The organism is Nocardia rhizosphaerihabitans (assembly GCF_014646295.1).
Classification (GTDB): Bacteria; Actinomycetota; Actinomycetes; order Mycobacteriales; family Mycobacteriaceae; genus Nocardia; species Nocardia rhizosphaerihabitans.
Genome location: NZ_BMNE01000002.1, coordinates 982190 through 1006844 on the forward strand (window position 1 = coordinate 982190; position 24655 = coordinate 1006844).

The window sequence follows — 24655 nt, forward strand, 5'->3', positions numbered from 1 at the left end:
TCGCGTCGCTGCCGGGTGTCGGACTCCGGTGAGACGATGGCCCTATGTGCGGACGATATGCGACGACCACGAATCCGGGTCGGCTGGCGGCCGAACTCGACGCGATCGATGAGACCGACCTCGACGCGGACCAGCAGGAATCGACGGTGAGCTACAACGTGGCGCCGACCACCCAGGTGCTGACCGTGGTGGAACGGCACGAGCACGGCGAGCCGGAGGACGACCCGAAACTCCGGGTGCGGCGCATGCGCTGGGGCCTGATCCCGTCCTGGACCAAGGCGGGTGAGCCGGGGGTGCCGGCGAAGGGCAAGCCGCTGTTCAACGCCCGCGCCGACAAGGCGGTCACCGCGCCGTCGTTCCGCGACTCCGCCAAGCACAAGCGCTGCCTGGTGCCGATGGACGGCTGGTACGAGTGGCTGGTCGAATCGGCACCGACCGGCAAGGGTAAGGCCGTCAAGCGGCCGTTCTACATGTCGCACGCGGACGGGTCGCGGCTGTATATGGCCGGGCTGTGGTCGGTGTGGCGCGATCGCGAGGTGCCCGGCGCCGAGCCGCTGCTGTCGTGCACGATCCTCACCACCGACGCCATCGGCGATCTGGCGCGCATCCACGACCGGATGCCGCTGCCGATGCCGCGGGAGCACTGGGACGCCTGGCTCGATCCCGACCATCCCGCGCCCACGGAGCTGCTCGCCGGGGTGTCGCCGGAGGAGGTGGCCGCGATCGTCGCGCGGCCGGTGTCGACGCTGGTGAACAGCGTCCGCAACAACGGTCCGGAACTGCTGGCGCCCGCCGAGGCCACCGATGACGGAGCCGGGCAGATCAGCCTGCTGTGATCGGGCCCGGCTCCGGAGTTGTCGTCAGAGTGTGCAGGGCACCGAATCGGTGGCGATGTTCAAGCTGCACTTGATGATTCCGGTGGCCAAGTCGATCAGCTCGGTGGCGACCCCGCCGCCGAGCTTCTCCGCCTTCTCGGCCTTTTCGTCCGTCTCGTCCTTCTGGGGTGCGGCCTGCGGTGAGTTCTTCTGGGTGCCTGGGCCGTTGAGCGGGTAGTCGCTCGGGTCGGCCGGTGCCGACGGGGCCACCGGCGGAATGGCGGTGGCGGGCGCGGCGAAGGCGAGGGCGCCGAAGGTCAGGACAAGAGCACCGGACAGGGTGGCGATCGTCGAACGAGCGGACATTTCTCGCATCACATCCTCGGGTCGAATCGGTCGTTCCGGGCGCGGAATGCGTCGCAGTGAATTCGGAACGAGACCCCGCTCGGATGGCTGCCGGCCGGTTCAGGCGGTGATCGGCGCCGTCACGGCGTTCGCCGCACGGACCAGATCAGCCGGTGCGAGCTCGATTTCCAGACCGCGCTTACCGGCACTGCACAGCACCCGGTCCCAACCCAGCGCGGACGCGTCGAGAACCGTCGGCAACTTCTTGCGCTGGCCGAGTGGGGAGACCCCGCCCAGGACATACCCGGTGGTGCGTTCGGCCTTGGTCTTGTCGGCCATGCTCGCCTTCGGCGCGCCCAGCGCGGCGGCCGCGGCCTTCAGCGACAACTTGGCGGGCACCGGCAGCACCGCGACGGCGAGCGCGCCGGTCGAGAGCTCGATCACCAGCGTCTTGAAGATCTGCGCCGCCCGCACGCCCAGTTCCGCGCCGAGCGCGTCCACGGCCTCGTCACCGTAGGACTCCGCGCGGGGATCGTGGGCGTAGGCGTGCACCCGGTGCGCGATCCCCGCACCGGTGAGGATCTTGATCGCGGGCGTCGACGCTGCTGCCATGGGCGTCACCCTAACCATGGCGGGCCCCCGGTCGGCAAACATATTTCCGGCGGTGTGGGAACACGGATCCGCGGGTGCATGTTGCACACAAGTGACAAGCCCACCCGCCCGATCGCCGTGAAGGAGAGATAGTGACACTGCTGCTCGAGGAGCGTCCCATCTCGCCGCAGGGTGCGCGATTGCCTTTCGAATCCGTGGTGCCGGTAGATTCGGTTACTACGGCGATCGAAGGGATTGGTGTGACGAGCGACGATGACGTGGTGCCTGCCGAGGCATCCGGCTCAGGAGTCGACGAAGCCGAGCTGGCTGCGCGGTTCGAGCGCGATGCGCTCCCGATGCTCGACCAGCTCTACGGCGCCGCGCTGCGGATGACCAGGAATCCGGCCGACGCCGAGGACTTGGTGCAGGAGACGTATGTCAAGGCGTTCCAGGGATTCAAGTCCTTCAAGGAAGGCACCAATCTGCGTGCCTGGCTGTACCGGATCCTGACCAACACCTACATCAACTCCTACCGCAAGAAGCAGCGCCAGCCCGCGCAGTACCCGACCGACGAGATCACCGACTGGCAGCTCGCGGCCACCGCCGAGCATTCCTCGACGGGCCTGCGCTCGGCCGAGGTCGAGGCCCTCGACGCCCTGCCCGACGACGAGATCAAGGCCGCGCTGCAGCAGTTGCCGGAGGAGTTCCGGATGGCGGTGTACTACGCCGACGTCGAAGGTTTCCCGTACAAGGAAATCGCCGACATCATGGGCACCCCGATCGGTACCGTGATGTCCCGGCTGCATCGCGGCCGCAAGCAACTCAAGGGTTTGCTCGCCGATGTGGCGCGCGAACGTGGATTCGACCGTGGGGAACGCCAGGAGGTTACGAAGTGAGCGACCCCGACATGGAGATGGACTGCACCGCTGTACTCGCGGATGTGTGGCTCATGCTCGACGGCGAATGCGATCAGGCCACCCGTGACCGGCTCCAGGAGCACATGGACCACTGCAGTCCGTGCATCGAGGCCTACGGCATCGAGGAGAAGATCAAGGGCCTGCTCAGCCGCAAATGTGGTGGTGAGCACGCTCCGGAGGGTCTGCGCGACCGGCTGAAGCTGGAGATCCACCGCTCGATCTCGGTCACCAGGATCGAGCGCACCGAGGGCTGAGCGCCCGGGTCAGGACACAGAAAAGGGGCACCCGATCGGGTGCCCCTTTTCACGTTCCGAGCAGAGCTCAGGCGTTGGGCCGCTTGCCATGGTTGGCTGCGTTGCCCTTACGGCTGCGCTTCTTACGTCCACGCTTACCCATAGGTAGCTCCCTTCTGTGGGTCCTCCCCGCCGCAGCGCGGAGCACGATCTGATCGAGAGCCATTGTTTCATGTGTGATTGGCTGTAGCTTCGGCGGATACGGCCACCGCGCACATGCGGTGGCCGAACGACTACTGAACGGGGTGCCATGCCTGAGGAAGTGCGCGCGGAGATGGTCTCGACCGTGCTCGCTGTCGAGGTCGCTGTCGGTGAGCATGTGCGGGTCGACCAGACCCTCGTGCTGCTCGAGTCGATGAAGATGGAGATCCCGGTGCTCACCGAAGTCGAGGGCGATGTCACCTCGATCGACGTGGCGCCCGGACAGGTCCTCCAGGCAGGCGACCTGATCGCCACCATCGCTTAAGGCACACGGGGAAGCGAAGCGGTAGATCCAACGTGGCAACACTGAGCGAGCTCCTGGCCGAACACACCGACCTTCCCGGCACCGCCGTGGATCATCTGCAACGGGTGGTGGGTGACTGGCAGTTGCTGGCCGACCTCTCGTTCTCGGATCTGCTGCTGTGGGTGGGAGCAGGCCCGGTCGCCGACGGCGCCGACGTCGTGTGTGTCGCCCAGATCCGCCCGACGACAGCGCCCACCGTCCATCTCGACGACAAGGTGGACACCACCGCGTCGCGCGCGGACTTCCCGCAGGTGTTCGACGCCCTGCTGAGCGGACAGACGGTGCGCACCGACACCGAGGTGGAGGTCAGCGGGGTCTATCACCCGACACCCGCCCACGCCGTGCGCGAGGCGATTCCGGTGCGCTGCGGCGAGGACGTGATCGCGGTGCTCAGCCGCGACTCCGATCTGGCGCGGTCCCGGGTGCGCAGCACGCTGGAGACGGCCTACGTCTCGTGTGCCGACGACCTGTGCCAGATGATCGCCGACGGCAGTTTCCCGACACCGGAGGATCGCGCGGCGACCCACTCCAGCCCGCGCGCCGGTGACGGTTTCATCCGGCTCGACACCGAGGGCATCGTGGTCTACGCGAGCCCGAACGCGCTGTCGGCCTATCACCGGATGGGGATGCAGGCCGATCTGGTCGGGCAGGATCTCGCGGTGACGACCCGCTCGCTGATCACCGATCCGTTCGACGCGCAGGAAGTCGTGGCCGATATCCAGGCCGCGCTGGCCGGGCGCACCGGCCGCCGGATGGAGGTCGAGGCGCGCGGCGCGACCGTGCTGCTGCGCACGCTGGTGATGCGGCCCGGCGGCGAACTGGCCGGGCCCGCGGTGCTGGTGCGCGATGTCACCGAGGTGAAGCGGCGCGACCGCGCGCTGCTGAGCAAGGACGCGACGATCCGCGAGATCCACCACCGGGTGAAGAACAATCTGCAGACCGTCGCGGCGCTGCTGCGCCTGCAGGCCCGCCGCACCGAGAACCCGGAAGCCCAAGTGGCACTGACGGAATCGGTACGAAGGGTGACCTCGATCGCCTCGGTGCACGAGATGCTGTCGATGTCGGTGGACGAAGAGGTCGACCTCGACGAGGTCGTCGACCGGCTGCTGCCGATCATGGCCGATGTGGCGACGGTGCACACCGCGCGGATCAAGGTCCGCCGGGCAGGCTCGCTCGGGGTGTTCTCCGCCGAGCGGGCGACGCCGCTGGTGATGGTGCTGACCGAGCTGGTGCAGAACGCGATCGAGCACGCCTTCGACGCGGGGCAGAACGGTACCGTGACGATTCGGTCGGAACGGTCGGCCCGCTGGCTCGATGTGATCATCAGCGACGACGGTCGCGGGCTGCCGTCCGGGTTCAGTCTGGAGGGTTCCGACCGCCTCGGTCTGCAGATCGTGCGGACGCTGGTGACTTCGGAACTGGGTGGTTCGATCGGCCTGCACCCCGGCGCCGATGTGGGCACCGACGCGGTGCTTCGGGTCCCGCTCGGCCGTCGCGCCGGGCGCTGAGAAACTTCGAAACCGCAGGTAGGCAACAATAAACCCGGCACCGCGAGGTGCCGGGTTCTCACATGCGTTACCGGGCCGGGCTGAATGGCCCGGTAACGCCTCCTTCGTCGACTAGACGGAGGTACGCGTACGGGTGCGCGCGTTGCGCCGCTTCAGCGCGCGACGCTCGTCTTCGCTCATTCCACCCCACACGCCGGCATCCTGTCCGGACTTCAGGGCCCACGACAGGCAATCGGCAGTGACGGGGCAGCGGGCGCAGACCAGCTTGGCATCGGCAATCTGCGCGAGCGCAGGACCACTGTTACCCACCGGGAAGAACAGCTCGGGGTCCTCATCGCGACAGATGGCCTTGTGGCGCCAGTCCATTCCTCTGCTCCTTTGCGCGGGCGCCACAAAGGGCACCTCTGGTTAGTGGATCGTTCACTTGTGCGACTCGAATGTTTCCGCACGGTTGCTTGTGAATGCTTTCACGAACACCGTAGATGTCAATAGGTGTCCGGCGCACCGTGGGGGAGATCACGCTCTAGAGGACCCGCAAGGGGGACCTGCCCGGTCCTTTGTACTCGCGTCTCCTGGTTTTCGCAGCGCAACCGGGAGATTTTTCCGCGTGTCCGGAGCTCAGGAAGGTTTCGGAGCGACTACATCGAGGATGCCGGGCACCGATGTGAAATGCACCATCTTGCGTTTTCCGATGAAGTCGCCATCGATTTGCAGGCCGATCTCGACGTCGGTCTCGATGTGCACCGACGGCACGTCGTCGGCCCGAAAGAGCGCACCGGCCTTGGGGTTTCCATTCTCGGCCAGCAACTGCCGGGCAAGCAGCAGGGTGCGGGTCACACTCATCGAACGGACCGCGAACACCCCGAGTCCGGATTCGAAGGTCGTTCCCGGATTGGTGCGAATCGGGCGGTCCTCGAGATAGGTCCACGGGCTCGAATTCGTGACAAAGGCGTAATGAACGGCGTCCACCGGATCGTGTCCAGGAACCTCGACTGTGACGCTCGGTTCTCGCCGCCGGGCGCGGAAGAACTGGCGCACCGTTGTCCCCAGGTAGCGCGTCGGAGTGGCCTTGCGACCCTTGGCACGGGCGGCGTCGATCGCCTCGCACACATCGGCGTCGAGACCGACGCCCGCGCTGAAAGTGAACCACCGGTCATCGGCCAGCCCGAGCCCGATTCTGCGGTCGGCATCGCGGGCGAGCAGATCGATGAGCTGGTTGGTTGCTGTGACCGGATCGGGGGAGATGCCGAGGGCGCGGGCGAAGACGTTGGCCGAGCCGCCGGGGATGATGCCGAGGCGTGGTCGCCAGACCTGGTCGTCGCCCACCTGCGGCAGCGGAAGGAAGCCGTTGATGGTCTCGTTGACCGTCCCATCGCCGCCGTGCACGACGATCAGGTCCATCTCCTGCGTGGATGCCCACTGGGCGAGTTCGGCCGCGTGGCCGCGATGCTGGGTGTGCGCAACGGTCAGCTGCGTTCGGCTCTCCAGGGCGTGGGCGAGCAGATCCCGGGTCGCCGGGGTGGTCGAGGTGGCATTCGGATTGACGATGAGCAGCGTCCGCACGGTGTCGAGGGTAATGGGAGACCGTGAACACACGGCGCGCGCCGGGTCGCCACGACAGCTCGTCGTAGGCTGGGGCGCGTGGCGGAGCACGACGTGACTGACGGTGGCGAACAGCGCAAGAAGGAACCGGCGGCGACCGGCGTTCCGGCGACGGTACGAGTGGCGGGCGCGGTGGTGATGCTCGAGGGCCTGGCCGGTGTCGTCACCGCGATCGTGCTGGTGGTGCGGGCGCTGAGCGGGCACGACCAGTCGGTGGCCAGCGGCGTCGGCACCGCGATCTGGTTCGGCGTGCTCTTCGGTGGCGTGCTCGCCGCGGGTATCGCGCTGCTGCGGGGCAAGCGCTGGGGGCGGGCCATCGGGGTCATCGCCCAGGTGCTGCTGCTGCCGGTGGCGTGGTCGCTGCTGACCGACTCGCACCAGCCGCTGTGGGGTAGCTTGCTGGCCATCGTGGTGCTCGGCGGGCTCGGTGCCCTGTTCGCGCCTGCGACGAGCCGGTTCATGGCATTGGATTACGGCGATCTCCCCGACGCCGAGCACAAGGCGTAGTCAGGCCGTCGCCGCGCGCAGCGCCTCGCGGCACAGGTGGTCGGCCCTGCGGGTGGTCTCCGGTTGCCGGAACCCCTGGGTGAGGGCGAGTACCTGCGCGCAGGCGGTGTCGAGGTCGATCAGATGGCCGACCGAGACGAACAGCGGCTTCACCTCGTCGCGGGTGCGCAGTGCCCGGCCGACGACCTCGCCGTCGATGGTCACATCACTGGCATCCCCGCGCCGCGGCCCCGGCTGCCGATATACACCCCACACCGATTTGGCGACACCGATGGTGGGAATTCCGGTCAGCAATCCGACATGGCAGGCCAGCCCGAATCGGCGCGGATGCGCGCGGCCCTGGGCGTCACACACGAGCAGTTCCGGTGTGCGGGTGAGCATTTCCAATGCAGCGACGGTGGCGGGAAGTTCCCGGAACGCGAGCAGCCCCGGCGCATAAGGAAATGTCGAAATTCCCTGTGCCACAGCGGATTCCACGGTTTCCAAGGTGGCGGTGTCGAGAATTACCGCCGCGGTCGCGACGGTGCCGTCCTCGGCATAGGCCGAATCAATTCCCGCCGCCGTCGAAAATTCCGGTCGCCCAGGGTTTTCCGCACGTACCAGGGGGCGCAGTTCGTCCTGCAGGGCGATCGCCTCGTCGGGCGTGCGCGGCCACTCGTGCGGTAATGCGACGCGCATCGGCTCAGCTCGCGGTCGCCGCCAGCGCGGCCAGTTCGGCGCCGGCGAGCCGGTAGCCGATCCACTCGTCCTGCGGTGCGGCGCCGAGGGATTCGTAGAACGCGATGGACGGCGTGTTCCAGGTGAGCACCGACCACGACACCCTGCTGTAGCCGTGCTCGACCGCCTCGGCGGCCAGCGCGGCGACCAGGGCGCGGCCCAGGCCGGTGCCGCGGGTCTCCGGGCGTACGTACAGGTCCTCCAGGTAGATGCCGTGCACGCCGTCCCAGGTGGAGTAGTTCAGGAACCAGATCGCGCAACCTACGACGGCACCGTCGAGCTCGGCGACATGGGCGAACAGGGCGGGCGCGGTACCGAACAGCGCCGAGTCCAGCTGCTCGGCGGTGAGGGCGCACTCCTCGGGCGCCTTCTCGTACTCGGCCAGGTCGTGCACGAGCCCGACCATCGCGGGTACGTCGGCAGGGGTGGCGCGGCGGACCAGCGCGCTCATCGGGTGGCTCCCTCGATCGATTCGGTGCGGGTGGTCAGGTTGTGGCCCCAGACGGTGCGGGCGTCGTGGTCGTAGCCGAGTTCGCTGATCGCGCCGGTCGACATCGCGAACCGGCGGCCCTCGGTCACCGCGAATTCCGCCCAGCGGGCGATCAGCACCCGGGAGAAGTGCCCGTGCCCGACCAGCACCACATCGCGTTCGGACAGCACCGGTTCGACCCGGCTCAGCACCCGGTCGGCTCTGGCGCCGACCTGCTCGGCCGTCTCGCCGCCGGGTACCGGCGCGGTCCACACCGTCCAGCCGGGCACGGTCTCGCGGATCTGCACGGTGGTCAGGCCCTCGTAGTCGCCGTAGTCCCACTCGGTGAGGTCGTCGTCGATCTCGGCGTGCGCGAGGCCGGCCAGGTCGGCGGTCTGCCTGGCGCGCAGGCGCGGGCTGGTGAAGACGAGCGGATCGCGCAGGTCGAGCGACTTGAGCACCAGTCCGGCCGAGCGGGCCTGTGCCTCGCCGAGCGGCGTCAGCGGCAGGTCGGTGTGGCTGGTGTGCCGTCGCTGACTGGACCAGGTGGTTTCGCCGTGGCGCAGCAGGACCACTCGGGCGTCGGATGTGGACATGGGTCCATCATGGCAGGCGGCGTTCTCGTCAGCTGAGGGCGTAGAGCTGGCCGCCGCGGCGCTCGAACACCGTTGAGCCGAGGACCGCCGTGGAGATCGTGTCGCCGCGGTAGTCGGTGCGCTGGATCGGAATCCGGGCGACGGTCTCGCCGTTGGCGGTATCCACCGCGAGCAGGCCGTCGGCGACCGGGACGAGCAGTCTGCCCGCCATCAGCGCCGGGGTGCCCAGCGCGCCACGGACCGTCCACCCCGGCTGCAATGCGCCCGCGCTCAACGCGATCAGGCTGTCGCCGGTGAAGACGTAGATCGCCGAACCGAGCCGGGTCACCGTCGTCGTGCGCTCGTTCCACGGCGCGGCCAAGGGGTACACCGCGGTCTCGTTGCCTGTGCCGTCGTGCACGGCGATCCTGGCGGGTTGGGCGAGACCGGTGGCTGTCGCCGGGGTGGGCGGGTAGTAGACCGCGATCTTGGTGTCCGACACCGCGATCACGCGGACCTCGGGGGAGTCGGCGCCCGGCGCGGTGAGCACGCGCGAGCCGTGCTCCTCGGGGTTGGTCGATTCCTTGGGCGCGGGGTTGAGCACGGTCAGCCGGGCGGACGGATCGGCCGGGCAGCGCTCGAGCACCGCCAGCCGGGACGAACTCGACGCGGCCGAGTGCAGGGTGCACCCGGTGCGCGGTTGGGTGTTCGGATTGACCGGGGCGTCGACGTACCCGTATTCGAGGGTGCGCACCAGATCGGAACGCCACATCTCCAGCCGGTCGGGGCCGAGGGCGAGCAGGTAGGTGCTGTCGCCGGAGACCCGGATCTCGTTGTCCATGTAGCTGCTGCGGGCGACCCTGCGCTCCCCGGTATCGGCCTCGAGCATCGTCGTCTGGCTGCACCCGCGCTGATCGCGGTAGGTGGCGATCACGGCGCCGAACTGGGATTCCACCGCGCACAACGGCATGTCGCGGCGATACCACCACAGCTGCTTGCCGGTGACCGGATCCCGCCCGCTGACGGTGCCGTCGTCGCCGGTCACCGCGACATTGCCGGACGTGAGCGCCCGGCTGCTCGCCCCGTCGGCCGCGTGCCACAGCTCGCCGAGCGTGGCGGGCAGCTGCGTCGCCGCGGTCACCGTCGGCGCGGGGGAGGACGCGGTGACCGAATCGGTCCCGGTGACATCGGCTCGTGCCCACACCACGATCGCCGCCACCACGAGGGTGACGGCGATCGCTACTGCGGCAAAGATATCGGCGCGCGTCCGCCGTTCGGGTGCGAGCACGACAAGGAGTGTACGCAGTGCCGGGTGATGGCCGACTACGCGTCGACCGTCACCTGGCTGTCGGCGGCCGGAGCGTCGGCGGGCTTGCGCCGACGGCGACGGCGGGCGGGCTTCGCCTCGGCGGAGGTGTCATCCGCTGCGGCCGGTGCCGGATCCGCCGGTGCCGATTCGGCTGCGGACTCGGTCGCGGTCGCCTCGCCTGCCTCGCCTGCCTCGCCCGACTCGGCGGGCTTGCGGCGCCGGCGCCGGCGGCGGGCCGGCTTGTCGCCCTCGGTGGTGTCCTCGGCCTGGACCGCGTCCTCGGCGCCCGCTTCGGTCGTGCCCGCTTCGGTGCCCGCGGCGTTGTCGGCCTTGCCGCCGCGGGTGCGGCGACGGCTGCGGGTCGACTTGGGACGCTCGGCGCGCTCCTCGACCACATCGTCTTCCTCGCGCGCCGGCTTCGCCTTGCGGACGACGCCGGTGATGCCCTCCGGGATGCCGAGATCGGAGTACAGGTGCGGCGAGCGCGAGTAGGTCTCGGCCGGATCGGGGATGCCGAGGCCGAGCGCCTTGTCGATGGAGGCCCAGCGGTGCAACTCGTCCCAGTCGATCAGGGTGATCGCGACACCGGTGCGTCCGGCGCGGCCGGTGCGGCCGATCCGGTGGACGTAGGTCTTCTCGTCCTCGGGGCACTGGTAGTTGATGACGTGGGTGACGTCGTCGATGTCGATACCGCGCGCGGCGACATCGGTGGCGACGAGCACGTCGATGCTGCCCTTGCGGAACTTGGTCAGCGCCTTCTCGCGGGCGATCTGGCCCAGGTCGCCGTGCACGGCGCCGACCGCGAAACCGCGCTCGGCCAGGTCGTCGGCCACCTTCTGCGCGGTGCGCTTGGTGCGGGTGAAGATCATCGTCGCGCCGCGGGACTCGGCCTGCAGCACGCGCGCGACCAGCTCGCTCTTGTCCAGCGCGTGCGCGCGGTAGACGAACTGCGCGGTGCGGTCGTGCACCGCGGAATCGTTGGCCAGCTCGGCGCGGATGTGCGTCGGCCTGGTCAGGAACGTGCGGGCCAGGGTGATGATCGGGCCCGGCATGGTGGCCGAGAACAGCATCGTCTGACGCTTGTCGGGGACCATCGACAGGATGCGCTCGATATCGGGCAGGAAGCCCAGGTCGAGCATCTCGTCGGCCTCGTCCAGGACGAGCACGCCGATCTTGCCGAGGATCAGGTGGTTCTGGTTGGCCAGGTCCAGCAGGCGGCCGGGGGTGCCGACGACCACGTCGACGCCGTCGCGCAGCGCCGCGATCTGGGTGTCGTAGGGGCGGCCACCGTAGATGGCGGCGACCTTCAGCGAACCCTGGTGGTTGGTCAGGTACTTGCTCGCGTTCTCCAGGTCCTTGGTGACCTGGATGCACAGCTCGCGCGTCGGCACGATGACCAGCGCGCGCGGGGTGCCGTCGAGCGGGGTGGTGCCGGTGTCGGCGGTCGCGATGCGGTGCAGCAGCGGCACGCCGAAACCGAAGGTCTTGCCCATGCCGGTGCGGGCCTGGCCGATGAGATCCTCGCCCGCCAGCGCCAGCGGCAGGGTCAGTTCCTGAATCGCGAAGGTGCGTTCGATCCCGATCTCGCCGAGTGCGCGCACGATTTCCTCGCGCACGCCCAATTCGGCGAAACTCGGCGGGATGTGGGTGTTGTCCAGTTCGGCCGTCAGCAGGGTGTCGGTCAAACCGGGTTCCTGTTCGACAGTGATCTTGCTCAGGGTTCGTGCCTTCCTCGTCATTGCATCTCGCACGCACGAGGTGGGGCGGGCCGGTCGGCCCGCGACGACCACATATCCGCCTGTGATATTCACCGGGCCTGCACCGATCGCTATCGCGTCATCGGCGCGGCACATCGGTGATGCGGATTCGGTGCGCGCACATTTTCCGTGGCCAACGCCGCCGTCCGCCCGCGCTGGACGCCGGTGGAGCGCAGCGCCCGCGAGAGCGGGAGTGTCGCGCCCGCAGGGTCTGCCGGGGCGAGGAAACTAGCGTTGTCCACGGTGATTGTAGCGTGATATTGTTCGCAACCCGAATTTCGGCGCGACGGACATCGGCGCGAATACCCGGCGCGACATCGCATTGCCGTGGTCCGGCCGTGTGTCACAGCACAATTCGGCGGCCGCGATTTCGCGCGTGTCCGCCGCGTGTAACAGAACTCACTTGGTACCGCCGGTACCGGGTGTGAGACATTCTTGGCGTGAGCATCACCGACACCGTCACCACCGCCGCGCGCAACGCGTGGGCGCTGAGCTTCGGCGCGGGCATCGAACCGCCGAACCCGGCCCCCTCGACCGTGCTGTGGGACGAGCCGCATCGCTTGCTGCGTCGCTACGAATCCGAATCCGCTTCCGCCACAACGGATTCCGCGGTGCTGCTGGTGCCGCCGCTGGCCGCGCCCGCGACCTGCTTCGACCTGCGTCCCGACCAGAGCCTGGCGCGGCACCTGGTCTCGACCGGCCGTTCGACCTACCTCGTCGACTACGGCGACATCTCCTTCGCCGATCGCCGGATGGGTTTCGAGGACTGGGTCACCGACATCCTGCCCGAGGCGATCCTGCGCACCAGCGCCGATCGCGGCGGCGTGCCCGTCGACCTGGTCGGCTGGTCCATCGGCGGCGTGTTCGCCCTGCTCACCGCGGCCGCGAACCCGGAACTGCCGATCCGCTCGGTGACCGGCGTCGGCTCGCCCCTGGACTACAACAAGATGCTCGGCATGCCGCAGCTGCGCGCGGTCGCGAGCCTCACCGGCGGCCAGGCCACCACCGCGCTGGTGCGGGCCGCGGGCGGCATCCCCGCGCCGCTGGTCAAGATCGGCTACCGGCTCGCCGCCTTCGAGCGGGAACTGGCGCGGCCGGTATTCCTCGCGAGCAATATCGCGCGCACCGAGACGCTGGCCAAGATGGAATCCATCGACCGGTTCCAGGCCGCCATGCCCGGCTACCCCGGCCGCTTCTACGGCCAGATCTGGGGCCGGTTCATCCTCGCCAACGACATCGGCAAGGGCAGAATCGAATTGCGTGACCGCACCGTCGAACTCGCCGACGTGCGGGTGCCGGTGCTGCTGGTCGGCGGCACCGCCGACGTGATCACCCCCAAGGCCGCCGTCGAGGCGGGTCTGCGCACCCTCACCGGCTCCCCGTCGGTCACCTACGAGGTCGCCCCCGGCAGCCATCTCGGCATCCTCGCCGGGCCCGACGCGCGCCACACCACGTGGACCTACCTCGACAAGTTCCTGGCGGAGCGCGATTGATCATCGATCGGGACTAAGGTTGATACCCATGGGAGCACAGACCTCTGCCGCGCCGGATGTTGTCTCGACCGAACCGCTCGCCGCGGATCACCCAGGGGTGACCGAGCTGTTCGCCGTCGTCGCCTACGGTGAGATCTCCGCGTTCTACCGGCTGGCCGAAGAGGCCAAGCTGGCGCCGTCGCTGCGCGGCCGGGTGGCCGTCGCCAAGATGGCCGCCGCCGAGCTGGCGCACTTCGAGACCCTCGAGGCCGCCTTGGCCGCGCGGGGCGCCGATCCCGAGGTGTCGATGGCGCAGTACCAGGGCGCGCTGGACTCCTACCACGCCTCTACCGACCCGTCGACCTGGCTCGAGTCGATGGTGAAGTTCTACGTCGGCGACGGTCTGGCCGCCGACTTCTACACCGAGATCGTCGGCGTGCTCCCCGCCGAGGTCGCCGATGTGGTGCGCGATGTACTCGCCGAGACCGGCCACTCGCAGTTCGTGGTCGACGAGGTCCGCAGCGCGGTGGCGGCCAGCCGCTCCGAGCGCGACCGGCTCACCCTGTGGGGCCGCAGGCTCCTCGGCGAGGCGATCACCCAGGCGCAGTACGTGATGGCCCAGCGCGACGAGCTGGCCGAACTGGTCCTCGCCGCGACCGGCGACCTCAACGGCATCGCGACCCTGTTCGACCGCATGCAGGAGCGCCACGCCGCCCGCATGGCCGAACTCGGCTTGTAACTACCCGACGACCGCGCGGCCCGGCACCAGGCGCAGTTCCGGTGCGCGGGCGGCGGCCTCGCGGGGTAGCCAGATGACGACCTGCTGATCGCGATCGGCGGACAGGGTCTGCACGGTGAAGGTGAGGGTGCCGCGGCTGGGGTGTTCGAAGCCGAGAAGGCTGGGGATGTCCTCGGCCAGGCGGTGTGGTTGCCAGCGGCGGGCGAATTCCGGTTCGGTGCACAGGAACGCGATGATCGCCGCGATGCGTTCGTCGTCGGGTCTGCGCAGCCGGGTTCGGGCGAGCTGGTCGGCGAGGTAATCGGCGAACTGGGCCCAGTCGGTGACCGTGGTGCGGGCCAGCGGGTGGCGGAAGGTCCAGACGGCCAGGTTGACCTGGTCCGGGTCGTCGAGCAGACCGAGCGGGGCGGCCAGGTCCTCCCACGCGGAGTTCCAGGCCAGCACGTTGGCGCGCGGGCCGAGCGCGAACGCGGGTGTCGGCGCGAGCGCGTCGAGGACGCTGCGCAACGCGGCGGGCACCTGATCCAGAACCGGATCGAAAGCCGTACTCGGGCACCGGGATTCGCTGCCTGTGGTCAAGGCCAGCCAGCCGAAGTGGGCGCGTTCGGTGTCGTTGAACCGCAGCGCGGTGCCGAGCGCGTCGACCACCGCCATCGACGGATTGGTGTCGCGGCCCTGTTCGAGCCGGGCCAGGTAGTCGGCGCTGACACCGGCGAGCACCGCGACCTCCTCGCGGCGCAGGCCGGGAGTGCGGCGCCTGCCGCCGCCGGGCAGCCCGACGTCCTCGGGGCGCAGCTCGGCGCGACGGGCGACGAGCAGCTCCGCGAATGCCGAACGGGCACCCGGTCGATCTGTCATGTCTTCGCCTGCCATGTCTCGATAGTGCCCGGTCCTGGTTCCCGCAGCCACGCCCTGCCGGGTCCAGGATAAGCGCGGTCTGGCTACCGGACCACGGTCCGGTCAGGGTGGAGTCATGACTTCCTCGACACAGACCCAGCAGCTGAAGACCGGATCCTGGGCGCTCGACGCCAGCCACTCCACGGTCGCCTTCACCGTGCGCCACCTGGGCATCGCCAAGGTCCGTGGCGGATTCACCCGCTTCGAGACCGAGTTCGTCGTCGACGAGACCGGCGCCGCGACCATCGGCGCCACCATCGACCTCGACTCCTTCGACACCGGCAACGCCGACCGCGACGCCCACGTCCGCAATGCCGATTTCCTCGACGTCGCCAACCGCCCGACCCTGACCTTCCGCGCCACCGGGCCGGTCCGGATCGCCGAATCGTTCACCGTCACCGGCGAGGCCACCCTCGGCACCGTCACCAAGCCGGTGACCCTGGACGTCGAGTGGGGTGGGGTCGCCGACTTCATGGACGGCACCCGCCACGCCGGTTTCTCCGCGACCGGCACCATCAAGCGCACCGACTTCGGCGTCGGTGGACCCATGCCGGGCATGCTGTCGGATGCCGTCAAGATCGAACTCGACATCGAGCTCGTCGAGCCGGCCTGACCCGTTCGCTCACAGCGCAGCTGGGCACGGGGACGGCGGTGTTCGCCCTCGACTAGCCTGGAGGCGACAACACAGGACTCTTACGTTCGGAGGTTGGCCGTGGAGGTCAAGATCGGTATTTCGGATAGCCCGCGTGAGCTCGTGATCAACAGCGCGCAGAGCCCTGACGAGATCGAGGAGCTGGTGACCGAGGCGCTGAGCGGCGCGAGTGGCGTCGTCTCGCTGACCGATGAGAAGGGGCGCAAGTTCCTGATCCAGGCGGCGAAGGTTGCCTACGTGGAGATCGGCTCCCCCGCGGTCGGCCGCGTCGGCTTCGCCACGGTCTGAGCGGTTCCGCCACTCCGAAATTCGGCCGACCACTGCGGTGCGGGATGGGTTCCTGATCGGGCCTGCGGGAGAGTTTTCCCAGGGTTCTGGGTGTACCCGGCGAGTTACCCATGTACTCGCGAGATCGGTTGTCCACGTTCGGAAATGGCGAAGGCCTGTCATCCCCCAGGATGACAGGCCTTCGTTTGTTTCGGTCGCTCAGCCGATGGGATGCAGCGGCACGTGCTTCAGGCCGCCCCAGGCGAGGGCGACGGTGGTGTCGACTGCTTCGTCCTTGGGGATCGGGCGGTCGGCTTCGAGCCAGTAGCGGGCGGTGAACTGGCTCGCGCCGACGAGGCCGACGGCCAGGATGCGGGCCCGATAGGGGTCGAGGCCGGAGTCGTGGGCGACCAGGTCGAAGACCGCGTCCACGCAGGCCTCGGTGGCCTGCTCGACCCGGCGCTGCACCTGCGGCTCGCTGGTCAGGTCGGATTCGAAGACGAGGCGGAAGCCCTGCATCTCGTTGTCGACGAAATCGAAGTAGGCGGCGACGGCGGCGCGCACGCGCTGCTTGTTGTCGGTGGTGGAGCGCAGCGCCTGGCGCACGCTCGACACCAGGATGTCGACATAGTTCTGCAGTACCGCCAGGTACAGCTCCAGCTTGCTCGCGAAGTGCTGGTAGAGCACCGGCTTGCTGACGCCGGCCACCTGGGAGATCTCGTCCATGCCCGCGGCGTGGTAGCCGCGCTGCACGAACACTTCGCTGGCCGCGAGCAGCAGCTGCTGGCGCCGCTCGTCACGGGGCAGCCGGGTGCCGCGCTTGGCCGGGACCGTTTCCGGCACCGATCGGCGCGAGGTCATGCGGTCCACGAGGTCTGTCATCTCGGCTCTCTTTGTCGATTACCCCGGCCCAGGGGTGTTCGGTCCGGTATCCCACGAACGATACCCGCACGGTGTTCCCATGAGGTTTCGCCCTGGAAATGTAGTACCAGGCCCCAGGGTTCGCCGGGCCGTAACCGCGCGATCTGCTGCGGCCGCCGCAAGGGCCGGGTTGCGCACTGTGAGAATCTGGTGGGGTGACCGACCGACCGGAACGACCATCCGGCGGCGGGCGCGATGTCGCTCGCCCCACGCAACCCACCGAGTCCGGTTCTGTGACGTCGGCGCCAGAAGGGCGAGAACTGCAGGTTTACGACCCGCTCGGGCTGTATCAGCCCGCCGACCGATCCCGGCAGCCGCTGCGCGCCCGCTGGAACCCCACCGAGACCGACAACGGCAGGCCGCGCAGCCCGCAGCGCGACGCGAAGAAGCAGAGCGCGGTCGGCCGGTTCGTCCGCCGCTACGGCTGGCGGGCCTACGCCCTGCCGGTATTGCTGGCCGTCACCGTGCTGGTGGTCGTCGACGCCCTGCGCGCGAACCCGATGCCCGCCGCAAACGATCCCGGCTTCGGCGCGCTCAGCCCCAAAGTGGCCCAGTCCGGCATCATCGGCGCACCACCCGGGGACGGGAAGTTCCCGCCGAACCTGCCGCTGGGCGCGCTGCCGGAAGGCGGCGACTACGTCGACCGCGGGGCGGGCACCTGGCATGTCGTGCCCGGAACCAGTGCCCAGGTCGGCGCAGGCACCGAACGCGTCTTCCGCTACACCGTCGAGGTGGAGGACGGCATCGACACCGCGCCGTTCGGCGGTGACGCCGCCGTGGCCAAGATGGTCGAGACGACCCTGGCCAACCCGAAGAGCTGGACCCACGACCCCCGCTTCGGCTTCCAGCGCATCGATGCAGGCGAACCGGACTTCCGGCTCTCGCTCACCTCGCGCGAGAGCACCCGCGCCGCGTGCGGATTCGAGATCCCGATCGACTCGTCCTGCTACAACGCCGACATCGACCGCGTGGTGCTCTCCGAGGTGCGCTGGGTGCGTGGCGCGCTCGCCTTCGACGGCGACATCGGTTCCTACCGGCAGTATCAGATCAACCACGAGGTCGGTCACGCCATCGGCTACCACGGGCATCAGCCGTGCGAGACCGACGGCGGTCTCGCGCCGATCATGATGCAGCAGACCTTCGGCACCAAGAACAACGACATCGCGTTGCTCGACCCGCACGGTGTGGTGCCCGCCGACGGCAAGACCTGCCGCTTCAACCCCTGGCCGTACCCGCGCGGATAGGGCAGTCGCCCATGCTGGACCATGGGTGGGAAGAACAGCGCGGCCTCCCACGTTGCATGTACCAGGAAAAGCCGCCGATAAACACAGGAGCTCTGACGTGTCATTCAACGGGTCTCTGCCGCCGCTCGTCGAGCCGGCCGCGGAACTGACCAAGGACGAGGTCGCTCGCTACAGCAGGCACCTGATCATTCCTGATCTGGGCGTCGACGGTCAGAAGCGGTTGAAGAACGCCAAGGTGCTCGTGATCGGCGCGGGCGGGCTCGGTTCGCCCGCCCTGCTGTACCTGGCCGCGGCCGGTGTCGGCACGCTCGGCATCGTCGAGTTCGACGAGGTCGACATGTCGAACCTGCAGCGCCAGGTCATCCACGGCGAGTCCGACATCGGCCGCCCCAAGGCCGACAGCGCCCGCGATTCCGTCCTGGAGATCAACTCCGGGATCGATGTGCGGCTGCACAAGATCCGGCTGGAACCGGACAACGCCGTCGAACTGTTCCGTGAGTACGACCTGATCGTCGACGGCACCGACAATTTCGCGACCCGCTACCTCGTCAACGACGCCGCCGTCCTCGCGGGCAAGCCCTACGTGTGGGGCTCGATCTACCGCTTCGAGGGCCAGGTCTCGGTGTTCTGGGAGGACGCCCCCGACGGCCGCGGCATCAACTACCGCGACCTGTACCCGGAGGCCCCGCCGCCGGGCATGGTCCCGTCCTGCGCCGAGGGCGGCGTGCTCGGCGTGCTGTGCGCGTCGATCGGTTCGGTGATGGTGACCGAGGCGATCAAGCTGATCACCGGCATCGGTGAGACGCTGCTGGGCCGCCTGATGGTCTACGACGCACTGGACATGAATTACCGCACCATCAAGCTGCGCCGCGATCCCGAGCGTCAGCCGATCACCGAACTGATCGACTACGAGGCGTTCTGCGGCGTGGTCTCGGAGGAGGGTATGGCCGCCGCGGCAGGGTCCACGATCACCGCCGCCGAGCTGAAGGATCTGCTCGACGCGGACAAGGTCGAGCTGATCGACGTCCGTGAGCCGGTCGAGTGGGACATCGTCCACATCAAGGGCGCGACACTGATCCCCAAGGACCGCATCCTCTCCGGCGAGGCGCTCGCGGAACTGCCGCAGAACAAGCAGATCGTGCTGCACTGCAAGACCGGTATCCGCTCGGCCGAGGCGCTGGCCGCGCTCAAGCGCGCCGGTTTCGCCGACGCCACGCACCTGCAGGGCGGCGTCGTCGCCTGGGCCAAGCAGATCGATCCGTCGCTGCCGGTCTACTGATCGGATAACTGCACTGTTGCCGACCTCGCCGAAGATTGCGGCGAGGTCGCAAAGTGGAGTGTGCCAGCGTGCCTTCGGGGTTGCGGTGCCGTGGCGGGGTTACGGTACGGCCGTGACCTCAGTCGAACCTCCCGAGCATGTGCGCGCCACATTCGGACTTCGCGAAGTGACACCGGTCTGTCTCGGCGACTGGGACGGTGGCTGGCGATTGGGTGACGTGGTGCTGAGTCCGGTGGCCGATCACGCGCGGGCCGCGTGGTCGGCGAAGGTGCGCGAGACGCTCGCGGTCGACGGGCTGCGGGTGGCGCGCCCGGTGCGGGCCACCGACGGCCGGTATGTGGTCTCGGGCTGGCGCGCCGACACCTACGTCGACGGCGCGCCGGAACCGCGCTACGACGAGGTGGTCTCGGTGTCGCTGCGGTTACACAAGGCGACAGCGCAATTGGACCGTCCCCGCTTCCTGGTCCAGCCCCCGGTCGCGCCCTGGGTCGACGTCGACGTGTTCGTCGCCGCCGACCGCGCCGCCTGGGAACCGGTGCCGCTGCGCAGCCTGCGCACCGGCGGCGTCCCGCTCGGCGAGACTCCCGACGCTCTGCGCAGTCTCGAACTGATCGGCCAGCTCTCGACCCTGCGCAAGCCGGTCCGCAGCCCCGACCAGCTCGTCCACGGCGACCTCTTCGGCACCGTCCTGTTCGCCGGCGCGCACACCCCTGGCCTCACCGACATCACCCCCTACTGGCGCCCGGCCACCTGGGCAGCGGGCGTCGTCGTCGTCGACGCGCTGGCCTGGGGCGGCGGCGACGACGGACTCCTGGACCGCTGGTCCTCCCTGCCCGAATGGCCCCAGATGCTGTTGCGCGCGTTGATGTTCCGCCTCGCCGTGCACGCACTGCACCCGCGTTCCACCCCCGAGGCGTTCCCGGGTCTGGCCCGCACGGCGGACATGGTCCGGTTGGCGCTGTAGGCGGAACCGGCACGGACTGATAGTCCGTCGCAGTGGCTGAATCCCTTGAGACTCAACGCTTCCTGCGACGAGGCGTGCTATTTTCATCGAGCATGACCGCCTTGTGTCCTGCTGCTGATCTGGGGACCCCGCTGCGGCCCAGCACGAGCGGTGAGGACTGCTGCGGTGAGAATCCAGCCCAGACAACAAATCCTGGACATTTGGAGTGCCATGCTCTCGGCGTGCTACCGGGACGGGAAATGGCATTGGGACGGCGTACTCGCCGCGAATTCGATCAGTGATTCCGAACAGCTGCTGTGCCTGTTGTATCCGGCGACCCAGATCGAGAGCTTCGCGCTGGACCGGCCGGAGGCGATGTCGAACGACGTCAGGATCGTGCTCGAAGCCTTCGGCGGACAGGCCAGGATCGGGATCACGGTGCTCGGCCTGGTCGAGGAGTACCTGGCCCGCAACACCGATCCCGACGGGCTGCCCCGCTTCGACGCGGGCAGCTATCTGCGCGCCACGGGCGAGCGGGAACCCACGGCGGCACAGCACACGCTCGAAGTGGTGGACGGCTACTCCATGTCGGTCACGCTGTGCATCGCCGCGCTGGGCTTCGCGCGCGTGTTCGACCGCTGGGCGCGCACCGAGCGGCGCAAGGACATCAGCGCCAGGATCGCCGAACTGAGCGCCGGCCTGAGCACCCGGCTGACGGCCGCGATGACCGGCCTGGTCCGGAGTTTCGTGGTCAACACGGCCTCCCCGCGCTCGCCGTCGGGCAAGGCGATGCTCGGCATGCTCAACCAGTCGGGTCAGCCGGAGAAGGTGGTCGTCGACGCCGTCTCGCGCAGTCTCGATCGTGTTCGCGCTCGCCTGCGCAACGACGTCACGCTGGGCCGGGCACCGGAATCCGAACTCGACGACGAGGATCTGCTGTTCGAGTGCGGCTGGAGCTGGGGCGTCGTACAGGGCGCCGACCCGGTGGACTTCGTGCCGGTGGCGCTCGGCTCCAGCATCGGCTACGCCGACCCGAGGCCCTACCTGTACTTCACCATCACCGCGCTCGACGGCATCAACGACGTGCTCTCCCAGCGCACCAGAGAGCTGGACCTGCTCGACGACACCCAGTATCGCCTGGCCGAGGCGCTGCGCATCCGCTGGGACATCACCCAGCGCTACTGGGCCACGGTCGCCAGGTTCGGCAGCGGCACCTGGCCGCTCGAGGACATCCCGTGGCGCACCTCCGACGGTGAGGAGTCCGACTACTTCTCGCTGATCGTGTCCGCGGTGCTGATCCAGGAACTGGTGGCCCGCACCGCCTCCGACGACGACCTGACCCGCGCGATCGGCATCTTCGACGAACTGGCCCGGCGCGGCCGCATCATCCGCAGACCCACCCAGGACGATCCGTCGGTGGCGCTGCATCACCCCGGCGTCCGGATGACCCTGCGCGGCAGCGAACTCGTCGAGGGTGGCGGTCCCCGGTTGGAGTGGATCGCCTCCGACTTCGCGCCCGTCCTGCTCGAGCGCAGTCTGCAGGCGGCTCGCCTGTCGGGCAACATCACCGCGCGCGACCGGCTGATGGAACTGGCCAAGAAAGTGATGGACCACCTCGACCTGCGCATGATCACCGACGGTGACGCCGCGGGCCTGTGGGACGACCCCGGCGCGGCGTTCGGCGCCGCGGCGAAGGCGGGACAGACCCTGCCGTCGTGGTACATGACAGAACGCGTCATCGAATGCCTGGTCACCGCCGACCACACCTACCGGGAGGCGCCGCTGCGCTCGCCCGCCATGGTCGTGCGCGCCGTGGAACTGCTCAACGAGGCCGAGCATCTGCTCAACCAGGAGATGCTCAATGTCAGCGTCGAGGACACCTCGGCCAACCGGATCGCGCTCGACGGTGTCGAGCAGCAGCTGGCAAGGGCCCGCGACGTGGTGAATCTGCAACCGGGAACCGCGTTCACGCTCGCCTCGGCGGCACTGATCGAACTCGATCGGCTCGCCTACGCTCGTCTCGACGCGATGCGGAGCACCTGACCACATGATCGTTTTCGCCACCTCGGACAAGGGCGGCACCGGGCGGTCGGTGACCAGCTGCAACCTGGCCTACCGGCTGGGATTGCGCGGCATCAGCACGGCCTATCTGGATTTCGACTTCGGCTCGCCCACCGCGGGCGCGCTGTTCGAGATCGGCGCGGTCGAGCGCGGCACCCAGCCGGGCAACGGCCTGCACTCGTACCTGCGCGGTCACAACAGCCTGCCGCAGCGCATCGACGTGCGGGCCGACACCAACCGGGATGCCCTGCGCAGCCGGCGTTCCCGCGGCGGCAAGCTGGTGCTGCTACCCGGCGACGAGGGCGGCGGCGAGGCTTTGTCGGCCAACGATCCGCAGGTGGTGCGCCGCTGCCGGGAACTGCTGCTCGACCTCGACAGCTCGTTCAAGGTGGTGATCGTCGACCTGAGTGCGGGCCGCTCGGTGGCCACGCAGATCGCGCTGGAAGCCACCCGGCCCCAGGGCATGCCGGGCAAGGAGATCTGCTGGCTGGTCTATCACCGCTGGACCCGGCAGCACCTGATGGCGGCGCACGGTCTGGTCCACGGACCCAACGGCTTGCTGAAAACCGGCGTCGAACTCGGCCACGACCCGGACGATCTGCTGCACCGAATCCGCTTCGTGCGCACCGCTGTTCCGCGCGTCACCGACGAGCATCCCGGCATCGGCGGACCACAGGCCGCCTGGCTGCTCAGGCAGAACGACGCGCTGCGCTCGCTCGCGGCGGAGTACCGCCTCGGCGCCGGAGCGCTGCTGGGGGAGACGCCGGTGGAACCGGTCTTGCAATGGCGGGAGCAGATCGTCCTCGACGCGGATGTGAACGCCGGCATCGCCAATCGCGCGACGGTCGACGCGTTCGAGGAACTGGCGCGGCGGCTGTGCGATCGGGCGACATGGGTGTGGATGTAGTCCGAAATAGCCTATCCAACAGTATATTTGGCTGATGAGGCGATGAAAGCCGCCCTCGGACCGCCGGTGTCGGGTAGTTTTATGCCACCGTCGCCTGCGGTACCTGGCGCTGGTGTCGATGTGGGGAGGCGAGATGGCCGACATTCGCACTGCGGCCGAAGCGGACGTGGCAGCTTTGAATGCCCTTGACGCAGTCTGCTTTCCACCTGGCGATCTTGATCGGGAACCCGCCTCCGAGGACGAGCTTCGAAACGGTGTGCAAAACCAGCGCATCTTCGTAGCGACCCGTGGCGATCACATCGTCGGATTCATTCATTTCGAACGGCCGACGCCGGGGCACGTGTACATCTCTGCCCTCGGTGTGAGCCCGCAGGCACGCGGTGCAGGACTCGCCCGTGAACTGCTCCAGCATCTGATGCGCTATCTCCGCAGCTACGAATCAGACGCGCTGCCCTCGATCTCGACGGTCACCAGCCCGCGCAATCACCCGATGCTGCGATTGCTGCTGCGCGAGGGGTTCATCGCGCGCACGGTCATGGTTGGCTACTTCGGGCCTGGCCATGACCGGCTGTACCTGCAGTACAAGGTGCGCGTCGATTATGTGGACCCCGACGAACGATATCTGGTTCCGGTTGTGGCGATGCGACACGTCGAGCAGCTCCTTGCCGATGACAAGTACGTCATCACCGATCTCGTGGAACTTCCGTCGGGTCCTGCGTTCGAATTCTGCCGCTTCGACCGCGACGACCTCGCCGGGCTCGAAGCCGAGGAGACGGCGACCAGTGTCACTTTCGCAGGCACGGTTCTGGCCGCCATCACTTTCGTCCTGGGCACCTCGTTGAGTTCGAGCAGCTATCCCGACCCCGCCCGGGCGCTCCTGCTGGCCGCGGTGTTGGCAACCACCATGGCCCTGGTGGTCTATACGAATGCTGCGGGTGACATCGCGCGGCTGCGTTCGCACGCGTTCGATCTCCATATGCGCGTCGGCAATATTCTCTCCGAATTCGGTGGGGTCTATCCGTTCCTGATTTCGTTGCCGATCACTTTCTTCGTGGTCACCAAATCTGTGTACGCCGGCGCTGTAGCAGCGGGCGTCTTCGCAGTGACACTTACCATCTACGAACGTTCCCGGTTCTCGATTTCCCGGCGATTCGATCAGTCACGAGTGACGACCGCGTTTCGCGGTTTTACTGTCACCGCGCCACTCACCGGGGTGCTTGTGATGCGCTGGCCCATCGCTTCCTGGGCATGGACCGTCGCGGTGGTGCTTGCGCTCTGCTCGCTGTCGTGGATCTTCCTTTTCCGCCGTCCACGTGAGCGACTCGACGGCGACTCCCCGGTCGGACGCGATGCTCGTCGATAG

The 24655-nt window shown here is 68.4% G+C and carries 28 protein-coding genes; 16 read left to right on the forward strand and 12 right to left on the reverse strand.

All coding sequences use genetic code 11. The features are described from left to right. The first annotated feature begins 44 nt into the window (after positions 1–44). Entirely contained in the window at positions 45–836 is a 792-nt protein-coding gene (locus IEY60_RS11015) for an SOS response-associated peptidase (RefSeq protein WP_189026700.1), read from the forward strand. A 24-nt stretch (positions 837–860) separates the two neighbouring features. Here the strand turns inward: IEY60_RS11015 and IEY60_RS11020 are convergent, their stop codons facing one another. After that, on the reverse strand, positions 861–1181 hold the full coding sequence (locus IEY60_RS11020) for a hypothetical protein (protein ID WP_189026702.1): 321 nt from the start codon (positions 1179–1181) through the stop codon (positions 861–863). Between the two features lie 99 nt (positions 1182–1280). Continuing rightward, a complete protein-coding gene (gene ybaK / locus IEY60_RS11025) occupies positions 1281–1772 on the reverse strand; it encodes a Cys-tRNA(Pro) deacylase (RefSeq protein ID WP_189026704.1) in 492 nt (163 codons plus the stop codon). A 239-nt stretch (positions 1773–2011) separates the two neighbouring features. Here ybaK and IEY60_RS11030 point away from each other — a divergent pair, with 239 nt between their 5' ends. Together IEY60_RS11030 and rsrA are read left to right on the forward strand one after the other, a co-directional pair. Beyond that, positions 2012–2647, forward strand: a complete 636-nt coding sequence (locus IEY60_RS11030; RefSeq protein WP_189026706.1) for a sigma-70 family RNA polymerase sigma factor — start codon at positions 2012–2014, stop codon at positions 2645–2647. Positions 2648–2658: 11 nt separating this feature from the next. Then, on the forward strand, positions 2659–2922 hold the full coding sequence (gene rsrA / locus IEY60_RS11035) for a mycothiol system anti-sigma-R factor (protein WP_189027517.1): 264 nt from the start codon (positions 2659–2661) through the stop codon (positions 2920–2922). A 67-nt stretch (positions 2923–2989) separates the two neighbouring features. On the opposite strand, the gene IEY60_RS36460 is transcribed toward rsrA, so the two are convergent. Continuing rightward, a complete protein-coding gene (locus IEY60_RS36460; RefSeq protein WP_022597109.1) occupies positions 2990–3064 on the reverse strand; it encodes a 50S ribosomal protein bL37 in 75 nt (24 codons plus the stop codon). 147 nt (positions 3065–3211) lie between these two features. Between IEY60_RS36460 and IEY60_RS11040 the strand changes: the two genes are divergently transcribed. Both IEY60_RS11040 and IEY60_RS11045 read left to right on the forward strand, forming a co-directional pair. Further along, positions 3212–3427, forward strand: coding sequence for a biotin/lipoyl-binding carrier protein (locus tag IEY60_RS11040; protein ID WP_189026708.1), 216 nt, complete (start codon positions 3212–3214; stop codon positions 3425–3427). Positions 3428–3459: 32 nt separating this feature from the next. Further along, positions 3460–4974, forward strand: coding sequence for a sensor histidine kinase (locus IEY60_RS11045; RefSeq protein ID WP_189026710.1), 1515 nt, complete (start codon positions 3460–3462; stop codon positions 4972–4974). Between the two features lie 111 nt (positions 4975–5085). On the opposite strand, the gene IEY60_RS11050 is transcribed toward IEY60_RS11045, so the two are convergent. Together IEY60_RS11050 and IEY60_RS11055 are read right to left on the reverse strand one after the other, a co-directional pair. Further along, positions 5086–5340, reverse strand: a complete 255-nt coding sequence (locus tag IEY60_RS11050) for a WhiB family transcriptional regulator (RefSeq protein WP_022567051.1) — start codon at positions 5338–5340, stop codon at positions 5086–5088. 252 nt (positions 5341–5592) lie between these two features. Further along, entirely contained in the window at positions 5593–6537 is a 945-nt protein-coding gene (locus IEY60_RS11055; protein ID WP_189026712.1) for a diacylglycerol/lipid kinase family protein, read from the reverse strand. A gap of 177 nt (positions 6538–6714) precedes the next feature. On the opposite strand from IEY60_RS11055, the gene IEY60_RS11060 reads away from it, so the two are divergent. Further along, complete coding sequence (locus IEY60_RS11060) at positions 6715–7083, forward strand: hypothetical protein (RefSeq protein ID WP_229739770.1); 369 nt, start codon at positions 6715–6717, stop codon at positions 7081–7083. Here the strand turns inward: IEY60_RS11060 and IEY60_RS11065 are convergent, their stop codons facing one another. Genes IEY60_RS11065 through IEY60_RS11085 form a run of 5 tightly spaced genes read right to left on the reverse strand, consistent with a single transcriptional unit; the run spans position 7084 to position 11892 of the window. Further along, positions 7084–7761: an endonuclease V gene (locus tag IEY60_RS11065; RefSeq protein ID WP_189026716.1), complete on the reverse strand. Its 678-nt coding sequence runs from the start codon at positions 7759–7761 to the stop codon at positions 7084–7086. A 4-nt stretch (positions 7762–7765) separates the two neighbouring features. Continuing rightward, positions 7766–8251, reverse strand: coding sequence for a GNAT family N-acetyltransferase (locus IEY60_RS11070; RefSeq protein WP_189026718.1), 486 nt, complete (start codon positions 8249–8251; stop codon positions 7766–7768). Continuing rightward, positions 8248–8865, reverse strand: coding sequence for an acid phosphatase (locus IEY60_RS11075; protein ID WP_189026720.1), 618 nt, complete (start codon positions 8863–8865; stop codon positions 8248–8250). Before IEY60_RS11075 ends, IEY60_RS11070 begins: the two co-directional genes overlap by 4 nt. 28 nt (positions 8866–8893) lie before the next feature. After that, a complete protein-coding gene (locus IEY60_RS11080) occupies positions 8894–10132 on the reverse strand; it encodes an Rv3212 family protein (protein ID WP_189026722.1) in 1239 nt (412 codons plus the stop codon). A gap of 35 nt (positions 10133–10167) precedes the next feature. Then, on the reverse strand, positions 10168–11892 hold the full coding sequence (locus IEY60_RS11085) for a DEAD/DEAH box helicase (RefSeq protein WP_189026726.1): 1725 nt from the start codon (positions 11890–11892) through the stop codon (positions 10168–10170). Between the two features lie 458 nt (positions 11893–12350). Here IEY60_RS11085 and IEY60_RS11090 point away from each other — a divergent pair, with 458 nt between their 5' ends. Both IEY60_RS11090 and IEY60_RS11095 read left to right on the forward strand, forming a co-directional pair. Continuing rightward, entirely contained in the window at positions 12351–13403 is a 1053-nt protein-coding gene (locus IEY60_RS11090; protein ID WP_189026728.1) for a polyhydroxyalkanoate synthase family protein, read from the forward strand. Positions 13404–13431: 28 nt separating this feature from the next. After that, positions 13432–14121 carry a ferritin-like fold-containing protein gene (locus IEY60_RS11095; RefSeq protein WP_189026730.1) on the forward strand — a complete coding sequence of 230 codons (690 nt, stop codon included), beginning with the start codon at positions 13432–13434 and terminating at the stop codon, positions 14119–14121. On the opposite strand, the gene IEY60_RS11100 is transcribed toward IEY60_RS11095, so the two are convergent. Beyond that, positions 14122–14979, reverse strand: a complete 858-nt coding sequence (locus tag IEY60_RS11100) for a helix-turn-helix transcriptional regulator (RefSeq protein ID WP_189026731.1) — start codon at positions 14977–14979, stop codon at positions 14122–14124. Positions 14980–15094: 115 nt separating this feature from the next. Here IEY60_RS11100 and IEY60_RS11105 point away from each other — a divergent pair, with 115 nt between their 5' ends. Together IEY60_RS11105 and IEY60_RS11110 are read left to right on the forward strand one after the other, a co-directional pair. Further along, positions 15095–15631, forward strand: coding sequence for a YceI family protein (locus IEY60_RS11105; protein WP_189026732.1), 537 nt, complete (start codon positions 15095–15097; stop codon positions 15629–15631). A gap of 99 nt (positions 15632–15730) precedes the next feature. Continuing rightward, on the forward strand, positions 15731–15958 hold the full coding sequence (locus IEY60_RS11110; protein ID WP_189026733.1) for a DUF3107 domain-containing protein: 228 nt from the start codon (positions 15731–15733) through the stop codon (positions 15956–15958). A gap of 198 nt (positions 15959–16156) precedes the next feature. Here the strand turns inward: IEY60_RS11110 and fasR are convergent, their stop codons facing one another. After that, positions 16157–16819, reverse strand: coding sequence for an HTH-type transcriptional activator FasR (fasR, locus tag IEY60_RS11115; RefSeq protein WP_019048689.1), 663 nt, complete (start codon positions 16817–16819; stop codon positions 16157–16159). A 194-nt stretch (positions 16820–17013) separates the two neighbouring features. Here fasR and IEY60_RS11120 point away from each other — a divergent pair, with 194 nt between their 5' ends. The 6 genes from IEY60_RS11120 to IEY60_RS11145 all read left to right on the forward strand — a co-directional run bounded on the left by IEY60_RS11120 (position 17014) and on the right by IEY60_RS11145 (position 24655). Beyond that, on the forward strand, positions 17014–18102 hold the full coding sequence (locus IEY60_RS11120) for a DUF3152 domain-containing protein (RefSeq protein WP_373291688.1): 1089 nt from the start codon (positions 17014–17016) through the stop codon (positions 18100–18102). A 97-nt stretch (positions 18103–18199) separates the two neighbouring features. After that, positions 18200–19381 (forward strand): adenylyltransferase/sulfurtransferase MoeZ, encoded by a 1182-nt coding sequence (gene moeZ, locus IEY60_RS11125; protein WP_189026734.1) that lies wholly within the window; start codon positions 18200–18202, stop codon positions 19379–19381. 112 nt (positions 19382–19493) lie between these two features. Next, positions 19494–20345 carry a TIGR02569 family protein gene (locus IEY60_RS11130; RefSeq protein ID WP_189026735.1) on the forward strand — a complete coding sequence of 284 codons (852 nt, stop codon included), beginning with the start codon at positions 19494–19496 and terminating at the stop codon, positions 20343–20345. A 165-nt stretch (positions 20346–20510) separates the two neighbouring features. Further along, positions 20511–22367, forward strand: a complete 1857-nt coding sequence (locus tag IEY60_RS11135; protein WP_229739706.1) for an SCO2524 family protein — start codon at positions 20511–20513, stop codon at positions 22365–22367. A gap of 4 nt (positions 22368–22371) precedes the next feature. Next, positions 22372–23292 (forward strand): SCO2523 family variant P-loop protein, encoded by a 921-nt coding sequence (locus IEY60_RS11140; protein ID WP_189026736.1) that lies wholly within the window; start codon positions 22372–22374, stop codon positions 23290–23292. A 133-nt stretch (positions 23293–23425) separates the two neighbouring features. Beyond that, entirely contained in the window at positions 23426–24655 is a 1230-nt protein-coding gene (locus IEY60_RS11145; protein ID WP_189026738.1) for a GNAT family N-acetyltransferase, read from the forward strand.

Coding starts and splice junctions, on each gene's coding strand:
- IEY60_RS11105 (WP_189026732.1), top strand. CDS start 15,095: ATGACTTCCTCGACACAGACCCAGCAGCTGAAGACCGGATCCTGGGCG.
- rsrA (WP_189027517.1), top strand. CDS start 2,659: ATGGAGATGGACTGCACCGCTGTACTCGCGGATGTGTGGCTCATGCTC.
- fasR (WP_019048689.1), bottom strand. CDS start 16,819: ATGACAGACCTCGTGGACCGCATGACCTCGCGCCGATCGGTGCCGGAA.
- IEY60_RS11040 (WP_189026708.1), top strand. CDS start 3,212: ATGCCTGAGGAAGTGCGCGCGGAGATGGTCTCGACCGTGCTCGCTGTC.
- IEY60_RS11070 (WP_189026718.1), bottom strand. CDS start 8,251: ATGAGCGCGCTGGTCCGCCGCGCCACCCCTGCCGACGTACCCGCGATG.
- IEY60_RS11100 (WP_189026731.1), bottom strand. CDS start 14,979: ATGACAGATCGACCGGGTGCCCGTTCGGCATTCGCGGAGCTGCTCGTC.
- IEY60_RS11060 (WP_229739770.1), top strand. CDS start 6,715: ATGCTCGAGGGCCTGGCCGGTGTCGTCACCGCGATCGTGCTGGTGGTG.
- IEY60_RS11020 (WP_189026702.1), bottom strand. CDS start 1,181: ATGTCCGCTCGTTCGACGATCGCCACCCTGTCCGGTGCTCTTGTCCTG.
- IEY60_RS11145 (WP_189026738.1), top strand. CDS start 23,426: ATGGCCGACATTCGCACTGCGGCCGAAGCGGACGTGGCAGCTTTGAAT.
- IEY60_RS11075 (WP_189026720.1), bottom strand. CDS start 8,865: ATGTCCACATCCGACGCCCGAGTGGTCCTGCTGCGCCACGGCGAAACC.
- IEY60_RS11015 (WP_189026700.1), top strand. CDS start 45: ATGTGCGGACGATATGCGACGACCACGAATCCGGGTCGGCTGGCGGCC.
- IEY60_RS11095 (WP_189026730.1), top strand. CDS start 13,432: ATGGGAGCACAGACCTCTGCCGCGCCGGATGTTGTCTCGACCGAACCG.
- IEY60_RS11065 (WP_189026716.1), bottom strand. CDS start 7,761: ATGCGCGTCGCATTACCGCACGAGTGGCCGCGCACGCCCGACGAGGCG.
- ybaK (WP_189026704.1), bottom strand. CDS start 1,772: ATGGCAGCAGCGTCGACGCCCGCGATCAAGATCCTCACCGGTGCGGGG.
- IEY60_RS11085 (WP_189026726.1), bottom strand. CDS start 11,892: ATGACGAGGAAGGCACGAACCCTGAGCAAGATCACTGTCGAACAGGAA.
- IEY60_RS11140 (WP_189026736.1), top strand. CDS start 22,372: ATGATCGTTTTCGCCACCTCGGACAAGGGCGGCACCGGGCGGTCGGTG.
- IEY60_RS11050 (WP_022567051.1), bottom strand. CDS start 5,340: ATGGACTGGCGCCACAAGGCCATCTGTCGCGATGAGGACCCCGAGCTG.